The sequence below is a fragment of the Streptococcus sp. oral taxon 061 genome (genome assembly GCF_013394695.1).
GTDB lineage: Bacteria > Bacillota > Bacilli > Lactobacillales > Streptococcaceae > Streptococcus.
This window is the reverse complement of the sequence record NZ_CP058258.1, coordinates 368,828-386,598: the sequence shown is the minus strand read 5'-3', so window position 1 is coordinate 386,598 and position 17,771 is coordinate 368,828. Positions and strand designations below refer to the sequence as shown.

Below are 17,771 nucleotides of genomic sequence, written 5' to 3'. Positions count from 1 at the left end.
TCCTATCTCGTTTCTCGATGTGTTGTGTATTTACCACAATGTTTACAAAATTTATTTACTTCTAAGCGAGTCGGTTTTGGATTCCCACTAATTTTAATTGAGTAGTTTCTTGAACCACAAACCGCACAGGCTAAACTTGCTTTTTTAAGTGCCATAGCGCCTCCATCCTATCTATTATAACAAGAATCCTTGTCTTTGACAAGTTAAATTGCACTCTGCATTTTCCTATTTTTAAAATAAAAAAGCCTAGGAATAATCCTAGACTCTATTTTACATTATTTACCAAGATAGTATTCAGAAACTACGTTCAATTTTTCGTCAAATTCGAATACCAATGGTGGGAAGTTAGGGATTTCCACATCCATGATTTCGTCGTCTGACAATTGTTTGATGTGTTTTACAAGGGCGCGGATTGAGTTACCGTGTGCACCTACGAATACGTTTTTACCATCTTTAAGTGCTGGAGCAATTTTATCTTCCCAGAATGGAAGAGCACGTTCCAAAGTCACTTTCAAGTTTTCAGCATCTGGAATTACTGAGTCATCAAGTGATGCGTAACGACGGTCTGTATGTGCTGAGTGCTCATCATCACGATCCATTGCTGGAGGCAATACATCGTATGAACGACGCCAGATGTGAACTTGCTCATCACCAAATTGTTCAGCAGCTTCAGCTTTGTTTTTACCAGTCAAACCACCGTAGTGACGTTCGTTCAAGCGCCATGATTTTTCAACTGGAACCCAAAGTTGGTCAGATGCTTCAAGTGCAAGGTTAGTTGTTTTGATTGCACGTTTCAATACTGAAGTGTAAGCTTGGTCAAATTCAATACCAGCTTCTTTAATCAATTTACCAGCATCGATAGCTTGTTGAGTACCTTTTTCAGAAAGATCTACGTCAGCCCATCCTGTGAAAAGGTTAGCTTTGTTCCATTCAGACTCACCGTGGCGAGCGAAAACCAATTTTACCATTAGTTGGATTCTCCTTTTATTTTTCGAGGTTGCCCTCGTTTATCTATTCTATTTTACACAATTTTTCACAAAAAAGCTAGTTAAAATCAACGAAAAAGAGAAGAGGTCATGGACTCTTCCCTAAAAAATAATTTATTCTTCAATTCTAAATTGTTTCAAGCTTGCTAGGTACAAAGCTCCACCAATGACAAGGACGATTCCACCAATCCACCCAAGGAAAGGAATCAAGGCAACTACAGATCCAACGATAAATAGAATCGATGGTGCTAGTGAAATACGATTGTCATCCTTATAGTAGACAAGTGAGAGGATTCCAAGAATGAGGGTTGCAATTTTCACTAAAGAGAAAACAATGAAAATAATGCCCAAAATTAGCCCTGCAGCATCTTCGTCTTCAGAAATGGCTGCAAGAAATACCATAAAAATTGGTAAGAAAGCTAAAATTGCCCCTGCAATAATACCAATAAAGCCATCTACTTGTGCTAGTGTTTTTGTCTTCATAAATATCTCCTTTTATTCTAATAAGGTATATTATACCATATTTTTATTAAAGTTTTTATTTTTTAAAAAAATACAGGAATTTCTCCTGTATTTTTGTTAGACTATTTAGCTTCAAATCCTTCTGCTACTGCATCCGCAAAGTTTTCTTCGACGATGTTTGCACAGTGATCGCAGATAGTTGCATGATAGCTACGTTCTGTTGTGCTTGGATCGATACGACGGCAACGATCACAAACTTCACCAGCTGCACGCTCAACCGTGAAGGCTACATCTTCAAAGTTAACTGCACCTTCTGGAGCTGGACCTTCAGCGATGGTCAATTTAGAGACGATCAAGAGTTGGGCTACATTGCTATCAACAGCTCCAAGAAGAGTTTTCACCACTTCATTTGGATAAACTGTCAAGTGAGCTTCAAGTGATTTACCAATCACTTTTTCATTACGAGCTTCTTCCAAAGCTTTTTGAGCTTGTCCACGGAAGTCCATAAAGGCTGACCAGGCATCCAAGATTTCCTTTTGGTTAGCAAAAGTTTGAGCTTCAGGTAATTCTGACAATTGAACAAAGTCTTCTGTTTCAAACTCGAGATATGACCAGATTTCTTCAGCAGTATGTGGAAGAATAGGTGTCAAGAGTTTTGTAATTTTCACAAGGATGTCATAGAAGACTGTTTGCATCTGACGGCGTTCGAGAGATTTTGCACCTTCGATATAGACAACATCTTTGGCAAAGTCAAGATAGAAAGCAGACAAATCAACGTTGATAAAGTTCACTAGGGCTTTATAGATTGTCAAGAACTCGAAGTTTGCATAAGCGTCACGAATAGTCTTAACAAGTTGGTTAAAGCGGATAGTCATGTACTTATCAACAGAACGAAGTTCTTCGTAAGCTACTGCATCCTCAGCTGGGTTAAAATCAGAAGTGTTAGCAATCAAGAAACGAAGGGTGTTACGAATCTTACGGTAAGTCTCAGAGACTTGGCTCAAGATATCCATAGAGATACGTACGTCGTTGCTTGAATCAACACTTGTTACCCAGAGACGCAAGATTTCCGCACCGAATTGTTTTTCAACATCGCTTGGAGCAATGGTATTTCCAAGTGATTTAGACATCTTCTCACCTTTACCATCCAAAGCAAAACCTTGCGACAAGATTTGTTTGTATGGTGCGACACCATGGTTAGCTACAGAGGTGATGAGTGATGAGTTGAACCAGCCACGGTATTGGTCTGAACCTTCTAAATAGAGGTCAGCTGGGTATTTGAGCTCTGGACGGTTCACTACAACCCCATTCCATGATGAACCTGAGTCGAACCATACATCCATGATGTCTGTTTCTTTCTTAAATTCACCATTTGGTGAACCAGGATGGGTAAATCCTTCAGGCAAGAGGTCTTTAGCGTCACGTTCCCACCAGATGATTGAACCATGTTCTTCAAAGAGTTGAGCTACATGCTCGATGGTTTCAGCTGTCATGATTGGTGTTCCGTCTTCTGCATAGAAGATTGGAAGAGGAACACCCCAAGCACGTTGGCGAGAGATAACCCAGTCACCACGGTCACGAATCATATTGTAAAGACGGACTTTACCCCACTCTGAGTGGAACTTCACTTTTTCAATTTCGTCCAAGATTTCTTGGCGGAATTTAGATACAGAAGCAAACCATTGAGGTACTGCACGCCAGATAATTGGTTTTTTCGTACGCCAGTCAAATGGGTAGGAGTGAGAGATTTCTTCTTGAGCAAGAAGAAGATTTCCAAGTTTTTCAATAACTGTTGGCACAACCTTGTCATAAAATTGACCTTCAAACTCAGCGCCAGCATTAGCCATCATGATACCGCGTTCGTTGACAGTTACAGCAACTTCAAGACCATTGGAAACACCGACATTGTAGTCGTCCTCACCAAAACCAGGGGCTGTATGGACGATACCTGTACCAGAATCAGTTGTAACGTGATCACCAAGGATAACGAGTTCATCTACAGCTGTATCCCATGGGTGCTCAGTCACGATATGGTTTAATTCTGAACCACGGTAAGTTGCCAAGACTTGAACATCCGCCCAACCGAATTTCTCAGACAAGCTATTCAATAATTCTGAAGCAACTACAAATTTACGAGTTTCGCCAGCTGGTTGCACCAAGACGTAATCAATATCCGCACCAACAGTCAAACCACGAGAAGCTGTGATGGTAAATGGAGTTGTTGTCCAAACGACGATATAAGTATCAGTGTCTAGAATACCTTTGCCATCTTTGACCTTGTTAGCATAGTAAAGGGACGTTGAAACCAAGTCATGGTACTCAATTTCCGCTTCAGCAAGCGCTGACTCAGAAGACCAAGACCAGTAAACTGGCTTAGCTCCGCGGTAGATGTAGCCCTTGTTAGCCATCTCACCGAAGACGCGGATTTGCGCTGCTTCATAGTCAGGTGTCAAAGTTACATATGGATTTTCCCAGTCACCAGAAACACCCAAGCGCTTGAAGTCTTCGCGTTGTTTATCTACTTGAGAAAGAGCGTATTCACGGCAAAGTTTCAAGTACTCAACCAAGTCCATTTCTTTGCGTTTAACTCCTTGTTTAGCCAAGACTTGCTCGATTGGCAGACCGTGTGTATCCCAACCTGGGATATATGGTGCGTAAAATCCTGACATAGACTTAGAACGAACAATGATATCTTTCGAAATCTTGTTCATGGCATGTCCTACGTGGATATTTCCGTTAGCGTATGGAGGTCCATCATGAAGAGTGAAATGAGGCTTCCCTTCATTTAACTCTTGACGGCGTTGATACAATTTTGCATCTTCCCATTCTTTTTGCCAAACTGGCTCTTTGGTTGGAAGGCCTGCACGCATTGGGAAATCTGTTTTTCCTAGGTTTAGGGTATCTTTTAGTTTCATGTTTACTCCTTTAATGTAAATTGACAATATAAAAACCACGACTCGCTAAAAAGGACGAAAATCGTGGTACCACCTTTGTTCGGAAAAAGAACTAGTCTTTCTCCCTCTTTTCCCGTAACGTGGGTAACGTCAAATCCTACTAACTTCAGACTTGATAACTTGAGAGGATAAATTTACCAACAGGGATTGTAGGACTTCCACCATCTCCTACTCGCTAGAAATGTGTTTGATAAATTCTTGTTCTCTAATGAGATTCTTATAAAATTAGAACTGACTCTTGTTGAGTGTTAGGATCGTCTTGAGATCCTTCCTCATGCGATGGTTCAACAGGAGTTTCAGCAACTGGCTGAACTTCAACTTCAGTTTCAGTTGACTCTTCAGCAGTTTGTTGCGTTTCCAACAATTCCTTGTTAGCTGCTTCAATACGTGCTTGAAGTTCTGCAACTTCTTCTGGAGAGAATTGACGAGTCATGTCAATCGGCTCTTCTTCATGGTATGACGATACATCTTCACCTAGAACCTCTCGGACAACTTCCTTGAAAGCTTCGTCACTCGTTTGAAGATAAGTTGCAGTCGGACGCAAAATTTCTTCCCAATCTGATGAATCAACAATAGCCAACTGACTTTCGATTGTTGATTTCAAACGTTGGTGGAAGACGCGACTCTTGTTCTTCAACTCTTCAGTTTCCACAGCAACTTTTTTAGCATTATCTGTAGCTTGTCGCAAAATTTCATTGGCTTTATACTTAGCTTCATCAAGTAAACGTTGAGCATCTTGCTCAGCCTGCTTAATGATGTTATTAGAACGGTCATTCGCAGCTTGTTTTACACGTTCAGCTGTGTCTTGGGCAATCAAAACTGACTGACTCAACGAATCTTTGATTTCGTCAAAATAAGATAGACGCTCTTCTAAATTTTTGATATGTTGATCCTTTTCATGATTGCTACGAACTAAATCTTCATAGTCCCGAACAACAATATCTAAAAATTCATCAACTTCTTCACGGTTAAAACCTCTAAACTGAACACCAAAGGTTTTATCCTTAATTTCTAACGATGTAATTGGCATATTTTCCCTCACTTATTTAATAAAAAATAGAATCATTAATTGCTTCTGGTTCTTGCTCGTTTGTTACTGTTCTTTTAGGAATATCAGTCGTATAATAGGAAAGACGTTCTTCTAGTTTTTTGATATAGAGTTCAGTTTCCTCTTTGTATCGGATTAATTCCTCTAATTCAAAATAAATCTTATCTAGAAATAGGTCAACCTCTTCCTGATCGTAGCCTCTGAATTTTCTTGAGAATTCCTTGTCAGTAATATCTTGTGGTGTAATTGACATATTTTCTCACTTGCTTAAAAGTAGTTGGACTGTTAGTTTTATCTTATCTTTCTTGGTTTGACCATTTTCTTTGAGCAAGATTATTCGGCCAAAGCGTCTCACACTGATTAAATCACCAAATTTTAACTGATAGTCAGACTTTTCAACTATATGATAATTGACCTGAACCAGCTTCTTTTCAACCAGAGCTACAGTTTGTGAGCGTGATAATTTCAATATACTAGATAAAAAGGCATCTAGTCGCAGGCTTGAAACCAAGACTTCTTTTTCTTGATACTCGTCTTTAGATTCTATCCTATCTGAAAAAGGACGTTCTACTAAACTTACAGGCAACTTGGAAATCTTTTGAATCCCATCCTGGAAAAGAGTAGTAAATCTTCGATCGACAATAATTTGGGCTTTATCTTCTGTTACCAAAATGTCTCCGAATAACTTTCGGTCAATACCTAGCCGATTGAGAACTGTTCCCAGAATTTTTGAATGGGTTAATTGTTGAAACTTGCTGGGATACTCAATCTCAAGCAAGGTCATTTCAAAATCTTCCAAGGTTGGCGTAAAATAATCAGGCGCTAGAATGACCCTAGCATACTCTGAATGGACATAACGAGTACTAGAAAAGGTTTTTACCCCTCTATTGTTTCCCAATGTCTCCAAGATAAATACTTGGTGAGGATTGATAAAAGGAGATAAAATCGGTGCGTAATGTTCTTCTACTTGCCTTATCCATTCTAGACCCTTGTCAATAAATGGAATATCTTCAGTTGCAAAATGTTGGTAAAGTTCTTTGCTCATAACATAACCAGCAAATTGATAAGATAGCGACTGATTGCACGGATGAGAATTAGAGCTATCCAAACGGAGAAATCCAATCCCGCAATTTGAAGAGGTAGACGTTTTAGAGGTTCAAGAATTGGTTTACACAAAGTTTCTAAAAACTTACCCAACTGGGTATTGTAGGCATTTGGAAACCATGATAATAGCGCAAAAGCTACAAGTATCAGTGAATAGATATCTGTAGCATTTTGGATAAAACGAATTATTAGAAACATTAACGTACTCTATTTCTCTTCATGTCGAAGTCATACTCTTCGCTTTGAGTTTCTTCTGGCAAACGAATATCTTCAATGTTAACCACAACACCAACTGGTGTCAAAAGATACATTGTGTTTGCAACTTTCCTCAACTCACCAGCAAGGACATGACGTGCTCCATCCAAGTAATCCAAACAACGACGAGCTTGAACTTCTGTCATATATTGGAAGTCGATCAAAATACTTTCATTTCCGGCCAACAGGTCAACAATATCTGTTGCATCTTCGTAACGGCGTGGGTAACGAACATCGATGGTTACTTTTTCTGTGCTATGATGGCTTTCAATCGCTAGTTGTTGCTGACGGGCATGAAGTTTTGTAATATTTTTCTCTTTTGCTTCGACTGAAGAAGATTCTTGAGCAGCAGCTTGCTGTGGCAATTCTCTTTTTTGAGGAACCGAAGCTAGTGAACGTTCAGAACGTGCAGCGACAACTTCTGAAGCAACTTCATCTCCATCTTCTGTAAAGTAATCTATAAATTTATCAAATTTATCTTTTAATGACATGATTATTTCCTATTTAAAAAATGCTGTACCAATTCGAACAAAAGTTGAGCCACACTGAATCGCTTCTTTATAGTCACGGCTCATTCCCATACTTAGTTCTGTCATTGGCATATTGGGGAATTGTTGTTCACGAATGTATTGTTGCAACTCTTGCGTTTCTTTAAAGATTTTTTGCAACTCTTCTGTTTGGGCCTCAAAGGGAGCCATGGTCATGAGACCAACATACTCGATTTTATCCAAGCTAGACAAGTCTGGCAAGACTGTCAATAGTTCTTCTTTTGAAAAACCATGCTTGCTTTCCTCTCCAGAAATATTGACCTGCAAAAAACATTTAACTGTTCGATCGGCTCGTTTTTGAATCTCTTGAGCTAATTTCAAAGAATCTAAAGCGTGAAAATAATCAACAAAAGGAATAACATCCTTGACTTTTCTTCTTTGTAAGCTACCAATTAAGTGCCAAGTAACATCTTTATCACTTAAAGCATGATACTTCTCAAGAAATTTGTCGACACGGTTTTCACCAATGTGTTTGACTCCTTGGTCAATCAAATTTGCCGCAGTTGCAATATCAACATATTTTGTTACGGCAATTACAGAAACCGAACCGTCTTCACGGCCGGTTTCTTGAATTGCTTTTTTAACCTGTTGAAATACCTGTTTTGTATTTTCTTTTAAGTCCATCTCAATTAACGGTTTTTAAAGAATGGTGGTGTTTCCAACTCATCCTCATCAGAAGATGGAGCTTCAAAACGCTCAACTGGTGATACGACTGATTCACCTTGACGAACAATTGAATCACGTCTCAAGTCCCAATCACCAAAAGCTGATGCTTTAGGAGCTTCAGTTTGACGTTGTGAAGGAGTTGGAAGCTCAGCTGTTTCTGCCAAATCAAAATGACGGTCATAAGTGCGTGTATGTCCAGATTTTACTGGTTCACGGAACGACGCTTGTCTTGGTTGCGGCGCTACAACTTTATCGACTGCATCTTGACGAACCCCAGTAGCAACAACAGTTACACGGATTTCATCTTTCATTGATTCATCAATAGAAGTACCGAGCCAGATATTTACGCCATGTCCAGCAGCTTGATTGACGATTTCAGAAGCTTCTTCTGCTTCAATCAAAGTCATATCCAAACCACCAGTTACGTTAACGATAACATCTTCTGCTCCATCGATAGTTGTTTCAAGAAGTGGTGAGTAGATAGCTTTACGAGCCGCTTCAATAACGCGTTCTTCTCCGCTACCGATACCAATACCCATAAGGGCATTTCCTTTGTTTGCCATTACTGTCTTCACGTCTGCGAAGTCCAAGTTGATCAAACCAGGATTTGTAATCAAATCTGTAATCCCTTGAACACCTTGACGAAGAACGTTATCTGCTTCAGACAAAGCTTCAAGAAGTGGCGTTTTCTTGTCAACAATTTCTAACAAGTTGTTGTTTGAGATAATCAAGAGAGTATCAACATGTTCACGAAGTTCGTTGATTCCTTCGATTGCGAATTGACCACGTTTGCTTCCTTCGAAACCGAATGGACGTGTCACAACAGCAACAGTCAAAGCACCTAAACCTTTAGCGATACGAGCGATAACTGGTGCAGCACCTGTACCAGAACCACCACCCATACCAGCAGTGATGAAGACCATATCTGCACCACTGATAGCTTCAGTAATTACTTCTTCGCTTTCTTCAGCAGCCTTACGACCAACTTCAGGCTGTCCTCCAGCACCAAGTCCACGAGTTAATTTTGGACCAAGTTGGATAACTGTTTCAGCTTTTGTACTGCTCAAGGCTTGTACATCTGTGTTGGCTGCGATGAACTCAACACCTGAAACGCCTTCGTCAACCATGCGGTTAATGGCGTTTCCACCGCCACCACCGACACCAATTACTTTAATTACTGCACCTTGTGCTGCTGCTGTATCAAATGAAAATGTCATATTTTATTCCTCTATCCTATTCATCAAACATGCTTCCGATTAAGCTACGGAATCGCTCAGTTAATTTTGGTTTCTCTTCTGATTGATTTGGAGTTGTTGAGTCAGCAGCATAAGTTGGTTCTGCTGATTCAGTTGAAGTTGTACCAAACACTGAACGTTGAGAAGCTACAGGTTTTTCCTGACTTGAAGTTCTGAAGTCAATTGGTTGTTGACGCAAAACTTGATCTCCTCTGATAGCTCTTTGAGCTAAAACATTAATTTCTGTAAGGCTTCCAGCAAATTCAGACAAACTAATCACATGAGCAAATGCAGGATTGCGGATACCCACTTGGTTTGGAACGTAAAGTTTTACACGAACCCCAAGTACTTCTTGGGCAAGCTCAACGATGCCCGGCAGAATAGCGTTTCCACCAATCAGAGCAATACCACCTGGTAAATCCAACAAATGTCTTCTTTCCAAATCTTGTTTGATTTGTTCAAAGATGTGTTTCAATCTAGCTGAAATAATTTGAGCCAAGTATTCTTCTGTGACTTCAACAGGTTCTACTTCACCAATAACTTCAACTTGGAAAGTTTCTTTGCTTGCAAGTTGCGGATAAGCTTCACCGTAGTTCAGTTTCAAACCTTCTGCAATCTTCTTAGAAGTTTTAAGAACTTTTGAAATGTCTTTAGTGACGTAATCGCCACCTTCTTGGTAAACATTTGTGTATTGAAGCTCTTGATTACGGATAGTAGCAACGCTTGTTTGGCCGCCACCCATATCGATAACTGTTGCTCCAAACTCACGTTCGCCTTCGTTAAGAACAGAGTTTACAATTGCAAGTGGTGAAATAATCACGTTATCGACTTGAACTCCAACACGTTCTACAGTTTTACGAAGGTTGTGAAGAATGGTTCTTGGACCTGTATAGAGAAGTCCACGCATTTCCAAACGAACACCCATCATACCGCGAGGGTCACGAATCCCTTGGAAGCCATCCACCACAAATTCTTCTGGCACAAACGTAATCACTTCGCGATCAGGGGTCATGCTCTTTGTCAAAGCTGATTTGACAACATTCTCAACATCTTGATCTGTAATTTCTTTTGTATCTGATGTTACAGGAATCATTCCTTGAGTTGGTTCAACTTGCAACAAGTTTGCTGGAAGTCCAACGTTTACTGATTTGATTGAAATTCCTGCTTTTTCTTCTGCTTGAGAAATAGCAGATTTGATAGCCGTCGCTGCGGCCTCGATGTCAACGATAATCCCATCCTTGACACCTTTACTTTTGGCGTTACTAACACCGATTACATTTACTTCACCATCTACAAGCTCAGCAACTAACACTTTAATTGAGCTTGTTCCAATATCTAAGCCTGTAAAGAAACCATTTCTAGTCATTACATTGCGTCCTCTCTATCTTCCAAGTTTCACACTTTGATTTTTTAACAGCTACAAGAAGGCATAGCTATTCACAGAATATTATATCACAAAAATCCGATTCGTGCCTAATTTTTTGTGACTTTATCGAAGGTTTTTCATTAAATTTATTTTAATATTCCATTACAAGTGATTGTTTTTATCTTTTTTTCCGAAAATTGGTGTAAAAGAGTCGGAAAAGCTGAAAAAGTCATGAAAATTTCCGTTTTTTTCAAAGTTTATTTTTTTAATTTCAATTTTTTCCTACTCATTTTCATGGCGAAAACAATACCGATACCCACTCAACTATATACTCTTTTTTTCACGAAGTTTAATTCCATTTTTGTCTCATAAAAAAAGAAAAAAAGAAGCTAGAAACTAGCTTCTTTTTATGAAAATTCTTTCTCCACAACTTCAAGTGCACGCTCAATAACCACGTGCATGTCGTAGTATTTATAGTCTGCCAAACGTCCACAGAAGATAACCTTGTCATTTTTTGCTGCTTCTTTTTGGTACTTAGCAAACATGGCGTTGTTCTTTTCATCGTTGATTGGGTAATATGGTTCGTCTCCACGTTTCCAATCAGCTGGGTATTCACGAGTGATAACTGTCTTTGGTTGGGTGCCATACTCGAAGTGCTTGTGTTCGATTATACGAGTGTAAGGAATCTCACGTTCTGTGTAATTAACCACGGCATTCCCTTGATAGTTTTCTTCATCCAAAACTTCATGTTCAAAACGAAGACTGCGATACTCCAACTCCCCATGCTTGTAGTCAAAGTACTGGTCAATCATCCCTGTAAAGACAACTTTATCAGCTGAAGCTTCAAGCTTTTCACGATTGGCAAAGAAATCTACGCCAAGCTCTACTTCCACATCACCAAGCATATTTTCAATGATAACGTTGTAACCACCAATCGGAATCCCTTGATAACGGTCGTTAAAGTAGTTATTATCAAAGGTCAAACGAACTGGAAGACGTTTGATGATAAATGATGGAAGGTCTGTTGCAGAGCGTCCCCATTGTTTTTCGGTATAGCCCTTAATCAACTTTTCGTAGATATCTGGACCAATCAACTTGATAGCTTGTTCTTCCAAGTTTTTAGGCTCAACGTCTTTCATATCAGCCGTTTGCTCAGCAATCTTATCCTTAACTTCTTGAGGAGTCTTGGTTCCCCACATAGCGTAGAATGTATTCATATTAAAGGGAAGATTGTAAAGACTGCCCTTGTAGTTGGCAATTGGTGAGTTGATATAGTTATTGAACTCAGCAAACTGGTTGACATAGTCCCAAACTTTTTTGTTTGAAGTATGGAAAATGTGGGCACCGTACTTGTGAACGTTGATACCTTCAACATTTTCACAATAGATATTTCCACCGATGTGATCACGCTTGTCAATCACTTTTACTTTTTTGCCACGTTTTGTAGCTTCGTGTGCGAAGATTGCTCCAGACAAGCCTGCACCAACGATCAGATAATCGTACATTTTATTCTCCTTCTTATAATTTAACGATTCGATTAAAATAAGGAATTTTCATTAATAGACTAACAACAATTAAACTTATACATAAAGTGAATATTGGAAAAAGCAAATATGCACCTGTATAACTAAACCCAAATAGTTTTTCCAACACTTTCATAACATAAGTATGTACTATAAAAACTCCCATTGTTTGATTAGAAAGTGTAACAATCCATTTGCTTTTATTTTCTTTCAAAGAGAGTGTCAATACCGTCAGGAAAATTCCTAAACTTACAATTTTTACAAATAGAATATCATAAAAATATTCAGCAAAAAAATTATGGTAAATGGTTTTTGCTAAGAAAAATAGTATTACTGGTGAAATCAACAGCGACAGCATTGCAGCTACTTTCATCCATCTCTTAAACCCATTTTTTATAAAATCTTTATCAAATTGAGCTAGCAAACCTCCTAACAGGTAGTAGAAAAACCACGTCCACAGCCTAAAGGTTTGTATAACATATGACTGTAACGGCATTTGAAGTATAATATTTGCTAACTCAAAAATTAAACCAATAGCGATAAGGCAAGATAGAATGTGTAAATATCTTCTTTTTGAATTCAGAATTTTATTCAAAATAGGTAGGCATAAATAAATAAGTATTAGTGCGCCAAAAAACCAAAACTGAGAAAAATCCCCTTTTTGTAATAGAGAGCCTACAATTTTTTTTATTGGATTAACTGCAAAGTCTCTTTTAAAGAGCCAAACGATAATAGTCCATGATGATACTATTATTAAAATCCATTTGACTTTCTGCAGTATGTAGGAATAGGTTATATTCCTCTTCCCTAACAATAAATAACCATTGACCATAAAAAACAGAGGTATAGAGTAGGTGCCTAAGTAATATAAATACGCCAAAAGATTCCAAGACCCTGTGTCTTTAAATCCAATCATTGTTGTATGAAGTAAAACAACTCCAATACATGCTAGCACTTTTATTAAATCTAAATTAATATTCCGAGTTTTATGCATTCTATTTTTTCCCAATGATTTGTTTTAATTCTTTCACATCTATCACTTTCAAAGATAGAATTGCAAAAAGATAGATAATTCCACCAAGCACTGCAAAAACTAGAACATTTAGGGTTGGTGAAAAATGAATAACTATTTTTGAAACAAGCAAAAGACCATACATGATAGCTGATGCTAGGACAATTTTTGTCATAGATCCGATAATAGGAACTTCTTTTAGATATCTGCGGGTAAAGAACAATTGAATTGCCCACACTAGCGCCTCTGTTAAGACAGAAACAATTGCTGCTCCGATATAACCAAGCTTAGGAAGGAATAACAAGTTCAATCCTACACTGATAATTGCAGGAGCCGTGGTTGAAATCATGAATTCTTTATTTCGGTTATGAGGGATCAATATCTGAATTCCCATAATATTTGTCCAACCGATGAAGAACATACGGAAAATCATAATTGCAATTGCATAGCGTGCATCCTGAAAATCTTGACCAAGGAAAAACTGAACAAAATCATCATTGACAATCAAGATCCCTGCCATCATTGGAAAAATGACTAGATTATAAATGAGGAAGGACATTTCATGCATCTTATTGACTGCCTTATGATCACCTGTAGCTAATAAATGCGCAACACGTGGCAACATAACGCTTCCCAAGGAAGTTACCAAGGTCAGAAGGATATTTACTAATTTTAGAGCCTGGTCATAAATCCCTACATCTTTTGTAGAAGCTAAGGCTCCAAGCATGGTACGATCTAGCGTTACATACAAGGAAATCGCCACTTGCGGAAGGAACAATAAGATGACGGGTTTCAAATGATGCCTAGCATATTCTATGTCAAAATGAGGTCTACCGATAAACTCTCGAGCAGGCAACCACATACTTAGTTGCCCCAAAAGTTCAAATATGGTTAGTAAAAAAACATAGAGGTAAAGATCATTTGCAGACTTGACAAAGAGAAAGATAGAGGTAACCCCAACGATTTTAACCGTGATGTTTCGAACAGTAATCTTTCGAAAATCCTCCAACCCTTGAAAGAGCCAAGAGATGTCTAAACCTTTAGAAACTAAACTCAAGCCTAGAATGTAGGCTACCGGATTTTGCATAAAGGGAAGAGCCAGACAAAGAAGGCCATACAAGGTTAGAGAAAGAAGAGTTGCACCTAATTGCAGGGAGTAGATTCCCCAAAAGTTTTTTTCAATTTCCTTGCGATGCCCTGAAATGACCTTGGTTCCATAGTTAGCAACTCCCAGAGTCGCTAAGAGGATGAAGTAAGTAACAATGGAATTAAAATAACCATACGTCCCTAAATCATCCGAAGAAAAAACCCGTGTCACATAGGGAGTTGTAATAATCGGGAGTATAATCACCAACAATTGATAAGAAAGATTGTAGGCGTAGTTTTTTAATACTTTCATGTCAATCCGTCCTATTTATAATCAATCCGTGAAATTAGAAATTGTGACCGAACAGACTTACAATGAGCAATTATTCTAAAAGCTTCTATCATATTTCCTCTTTCCTACAATTTTTTTGATATTTGTTGCAAATTAAATTGGTTTTATGCACGATACTATCGTAGCAACAAATACAATTTAGGGCTAAACATAAAAATAAGGTATTTTAGTTTTACTTTCCATGATAGCTTACTATTTTTTAGCAACTCACTCATTTCGACTTTCAACAACTCTTTATCTTTTGAAAAATCTTTTAAGCCTGAGTCAGCTTTTGCCCCAATCACTACAAAACCACCTAATATTTTTTTCGCTTGCAATGATTGGAGCAGTTCTTCGTTTTGAATATATTCTTTCCTAACTACTTCTTCATTTTTAGCAACAGCATCGAAGAATTCGTACCTTTTTTCAGTAAATGTTGAACGAACAATACTTCCCTCTCTTCGATAATAATTATATGTTTCAAGCGGACTAATCACAATTTTATCTGCAAGAGCAAGGTGTTGCCCTACAACATAAAAATCTTCATAAATTTTACCAACTGGAAAAGGAACTGTCTCCAGGATACTTTTATGGTAGAGTTTGGCACAAGCGGAAACCGTTGCAAATTTATCATTCAACATTGCCTCCAGAGCCTTTTCTTTTGTGAATGGAACTAAATCTTTGTAGTCTGACTCTTGCAATTTATAAGAGGCATATGCATTATATTTAGACGTTGCTTTTACCTTGGTTGAAATCAAATCCGCTTGGTGCAATTCCTGTATTTTCACTATTAAATCAAGCGTGTAGTATTCAAGATAATCATCTGGATCTAAAAAGAAAATCCAATCTGAACTCGCTTTAGAAACTCCAAAGTTACGTGCGTCAGATAAACCACCATTTTCTTTGTGAAAAACATGGATATTTTCATACCGATTTGCATAATCCTCGCATAACATAGGAGAATTGTCTGTTGAACCGTCATTTACAAGAATTACTTCAAAGTTTTGATAGGTCTGTTTCATTAGGCTATCTATCGCATAATGCAAATAATCTGCAACGTTGTATACCGGAACAACAATGCTGATAAACATTCTAAATTCCTCTCTCTTTTTCTTTCTTCTTAGAGTACTTCTTCAAAATCGAACTAAAAATAAAACCTAGAATATAGTTGGTTCTATAGTTTAGATAAGATAATTTATCAAATCTTTTCGTAGGAATATAGTCATAAGAACTTTGTTGGATTTTACTATATAGTTCTCTTGAAAGCTTCTCCGAACCATCAACCATCCAGGACAAATCTACCTGCAAGCTGATCAAATATTCTAGAACAGCTGCAACGACTTTTTCTAAAACATTATTATCTTTTATTCTAGAATAGTAGTCTAGGATAGAATTGGTTACAATCAAATGATGACGGACATTGCGCTTCATACTCTCAATATTCATGCTCTGTTCAGGCCTTCCAATATAGTATTGATAAACATCGTAATTCCAGTAGACAAAACTATGAACATACTCCAAAGGAAACAGAGTGTACTGCATATCAACGTAAAAAGTTTTTTCACTCAATCGAATGTTATTCTTCGATAAGATAGATGTTTTATAAGTAACTGAATGCATTGGAATTCGCACATCAGGAATTCCCGTATAAATATTACCAACTTCATATTTATCAATAAAATCATTTCGGATAGCAGTACTATTATATACATGTTGTTCCGTAAAATCGGTAATAATCATTTCTGCATCAGTAGTTTCAAGACTATCCAAAAAACTTTCAAATTCTGACGGAATAACCCAATCATCCCCGTCAATAACTTTAAAAAATTTCCCTTTTGCTTCTTGGATACCACGATTGATGGTTGAACCATGCCCACCATTTTCCTTCGTTATTACTCGTCCATTCAGTAGAGGATCTTTCCCCAAAAGTTCTTCTGCTACTTTTTCTGTATCATCTGTACTACCATCGTTTACAATTAAAACCTCAAATTTTTCTTTGTACTTTGAGTCTACTTGTTGAAAGGATTGAATCCCTTTTGAAAGGTAGTCCTGAATATTATAACTGGGCATTACAATTGTTAACAAACAATCTTTCATTTTATCTCCTAAATCGTTTCAATCAATTCAATCCACTGATTAAGTATTCTATTTTTATCAAATTTATCCATATTGTCTTTAGCATGTGCTGAAAAAGAATGTCGCAAGCTTTCATTTTCCATTAATTTGAGAAGCTTTTCACTCATCTTATCAGTATCATAACAATCTACCAAAAATCCATTAACACCATCTTCAACAATCTCACTAGGTCCCGTCGGACAACAGAAACTAACGATAGGAAGATTGTATTGCTGAGCTTCTAACAATACCAAAGGCAAGCCTTCGTAACGGGAAGTCATGACGTAAATCCCTTTATCCCCATATATTAGATCTTGATTTTTTTCAAGTCCTTTAATCAATAACTTATCCTGTAAATTATTTTCCTTGATTAGTTCCTTGATTTTGTCTACTTCATCTTGATTGCCGGAACCGTAAATTTCCCAGGTCCAGTCAGACTTCTCAGACAAAACCTTTTTGGCAACTTGAACAAGGTAATCATATCCTTTTTGGGAATCAAAGCGACCAACTGTAACAAGTTTAGTCGACTCATTGTTATAAGTCACATTGGAAAGACCATCTTCTTTCCAATTATAGATATAAGCAATTTTTTTCTCAGAAATTCCGTATTTTTTTATATAATTTCTACGATCTTCTTGTGTGAGAGTGATAATCTTGTCTGCAAGCTTTGCCCCGACATATCTTTGGACTTTCTGAGAAAATTCTCTATTATCCGTAATTGAATTTGTGTGATCACACAAAACTACTTTAGTAGAAATTCCCTTTCCTGCCAAAGATAAAAATACATTGGCAGATATCCCTATCCCGAAGGCAACTGCTATCTCATTATCTCTAAAATATTTTTTTAACATTTTAGAGATTTTTAGAATATTCGTGGACAAGCGTACTCTATGGTCAAAAAAATTGGAGTATTTTACTTGAGAATTGATTTTAAAAAACAGGTCTGATTGTTTTGTTGTAATTCCAATCAAATGAACTTCATACTTTTTTGTGAGTTCGTTAGCTAAGGATACAGCCACACGCTCGCCACCACCAGACTCATCCAAAATCCATTTCACTAAAGCGATTTTTTTCATCTTT

Annotated in this window: 18 protein-coding genes and 1 pseudogene; all 19 read right to left on the bottom strand. The window is 37.7% G+C overall.

Features of this window, described 5'->3' with window-relative positions; translation table 11 throughout:
• Positions 1-2 precede the first annotated feature (2 nt).
• Positions 3-155 carry a 50S ribosomal protein L33 gene (gene rpmG / locus HW271_RS01815; protein WP_001809375.1) on the bottom strand — a complete coding sequence of 51 codons (153 nt, stop codon included), beginning with the start codon at positions 153-155 and terminating at the stop codon, positions 3-5.
• A 120-nt stretch (positions 156-275) separates the two neighbouring features.
• Positions 276-968, bottom strand: coding sequence for a phosphoglycerate mutase (locus tag HW271_RS01810; protein ID WP_000240128.1), 693 nt, complete (start codon positions 966-968; stop codon positions 276-278).
• A 132-nt stretch (positions 969-1,100) separates the two neighbouring features.
• On the bottom strand, positions 1,101-1,469 hold the full coding sequence (locus HW271_RS01805; protein ID WP_004254107.1) for a hypothetical protein: 369 nt from the start codon (positions 1,467-1,469) through the stop codon (positions 1,101-1,103).
• 101 nt (positions 1,470-1,570) lie between these two features.
• Positions 1,571-4,363 (bottom strand): isoleucine--tRNA ligase, encoded by a 2,793-nt coding sequence (ileS, locus tag HW271_RS01800; RefSeq protein WP_178894635.1) that lies wholly within the window; start codon positions 4,361-4,363, stop codon positions 1,571-1,573.
• Between the two features lie 256 nt (positions 4,364-4,619).
• Entirely contained in the window at positions 4,620-5,432 is an 813-nt protein-coding gene (locus HW271_RS01795) for a DivIVA domain-containing protein (protein ID WP_178894634.1), read from the bottom strand.
• A gap of 16 nt (positions 5,433-5,448) precedes the next feature.
• Positions 5,449-5,703: a DivIVA domain-containing protein gene (locus HW271_RS01790; RefSeq protein WP_178894633.1), complete on the bottom strand. Its 255-nt coding sequence runs from the start codon at positions 5,701-5,703 to the stop codon at positions 5,449-5,451.
• Positions 5,704-5,709: 6 nt separating this feature from the next.
• Entirely contained in the window at positions 5,710-6,495 is a 786-nt protein-coding gene (locus tag HW271_RS01785; protein ID WP_178894632.1) for an RNA-binding protein, read from the bottom strand.
• Positions 6,492-6,752 carry a YggT family protein gene (locus tag HW271_RS01780; RefSeq protein ID WP_178894631.1) on the bottom strand — a complete coding sequence of 87 codons (261 nt, stop codon included), beginning with the start codon at positions 6,750-6,752 and terminating at the stop codon, positions 6,492-6,494. Before HW271_RS01780 ends, HW271_RS01785 begins: the two co-directional genes overlap by 4 nt.
• Positions 6,752-7,300, bottom strand: coding sequence for a cell division protein SepF (locus tag HW271_RS01775; protein ID WP_178894630.1), 549 nt, complete (start codon positions 7,298-7,300; stop codon positions 6,752-6,754). The genes HW271_RS01780 and HW271_RS01775 overlap by 1 nt, the downstream gene beginning before the upstream one ends.
• A gap of 9 nt (positions 7,301-7,309) precedes the next feature.
• Positions 7,310-7,981, bottom strand: coding sequence for a YggS family pyridoxal phosphate-dependent enzyme (locus HW271_RS01770; protein ID WP_178894629.1), 672 nt, complete (start codon positions 7,979-7,981; stop codon positions 7,310-7,312).
• A gap of 5 nt (positions 7,982-7,986) precedes the next feature.
• Positions 7,987-9,240: a cell division protein FtsZ gene (gene ftsZ, locus HW271_RS01765; protein WP_178894628.1), complete on the bottom strand. Its 1,254-nt coding sequence runs from the start codon at positions 9,238-9,240 to the stop codon at positions 7,987-7,989.
• 16 nt (positions 9,241-9,256) lie between these two features.
• Positions 9,257-9,457, bottom strand: coding sequence for a cell division protein FtsA C-terminal domain-containing protein (locus tag HW271_RS08850; protein ID WP_398588209.1), 201 nt, complete (start codon positions 9,455-9,457; stop codon positions 9,257-9,259).
• Positions 9,433-10,624, bottom strand: a pseudogene (gene ftsA, locus HW271_RS01760) (cell division protein FtsA); the annotation flags it as partial. The pseudogene ftsA and the gene HW271_RS08850, both read right to left, overlap by 25 nt.
• Before the next feature lie 407 nt (positions 10,625-11,031).
• Positions 11,032-12,129 carry a UDP-galactopyranose mutase gene (glf, locus tag HW271_RS01755; RefSeq protein WP_178894626.1) on the bottom strand — a complete coding sequence of 366 codons (1,098 nt, stop codon included), beginning with the start codon at positions 12,127-12,129 and terminating at the stop codon, positions 11,032-11,034.
• 13 nt (positions 12,130-12,142) lie between these two features.
• On the bottom strand, positions 12,143-13,141 hold the full coding sequence (locus tag HW271_RS01750; protein ID WP_178894625.1) for an acyltransferase: 999 nt from the start codon (positions 13,139-13,141) through the stop codon (positions 12,143-12,145).
• 1 nt (position 13,142) lies between these two features.
• A complete protein-coding gene (locus HW271_RS01745; RefSeq protein ID WP_178894624.1) occupies positions 13,143-14,558 on the bottom strand; it encodes a flippase in 1,416 nt (471 codons plus the stop codon).
• Between the two features lie 155 nt (positions 14,559-14,713).
• On the bottom strand, positions 14,714-15,667 hold the full coding sequence (locus HW271_RS01740; RefSeq protein ID WP_178894623.1) for a glycosyltransferase family 2 protein: 954 nt from the start codon (positions 15,665-15,667) through the stop codon (positions 14,714-14,716).
• 1 nt (position 15,668) lies between these two features.
• Positions 15,669-16,673: a glycosyltransferase family 2 protein gene (locus HW271_RS01735; protein WP_178894622.1), complete on the bottom strand. Its 1,005-nt coding sequence runs from the start codon at positions 16,671-16,673 to the stop codon at positions 15,669-15,671.
• 8 nt (positions 16,674-16,681) lie between these two features.
• Entirely contained in the window at positions 16,682-17,767 is a 1,086-nt protein-coding gene (locus HW271_RS01730; RefSeq protein ID WP_178894621.1) for a glycosyltransferase family 4 protein, read from the bottom strand.
• Between the last annotated feature and the right edge of the window lie 4 nt (positions 17,768-17,771).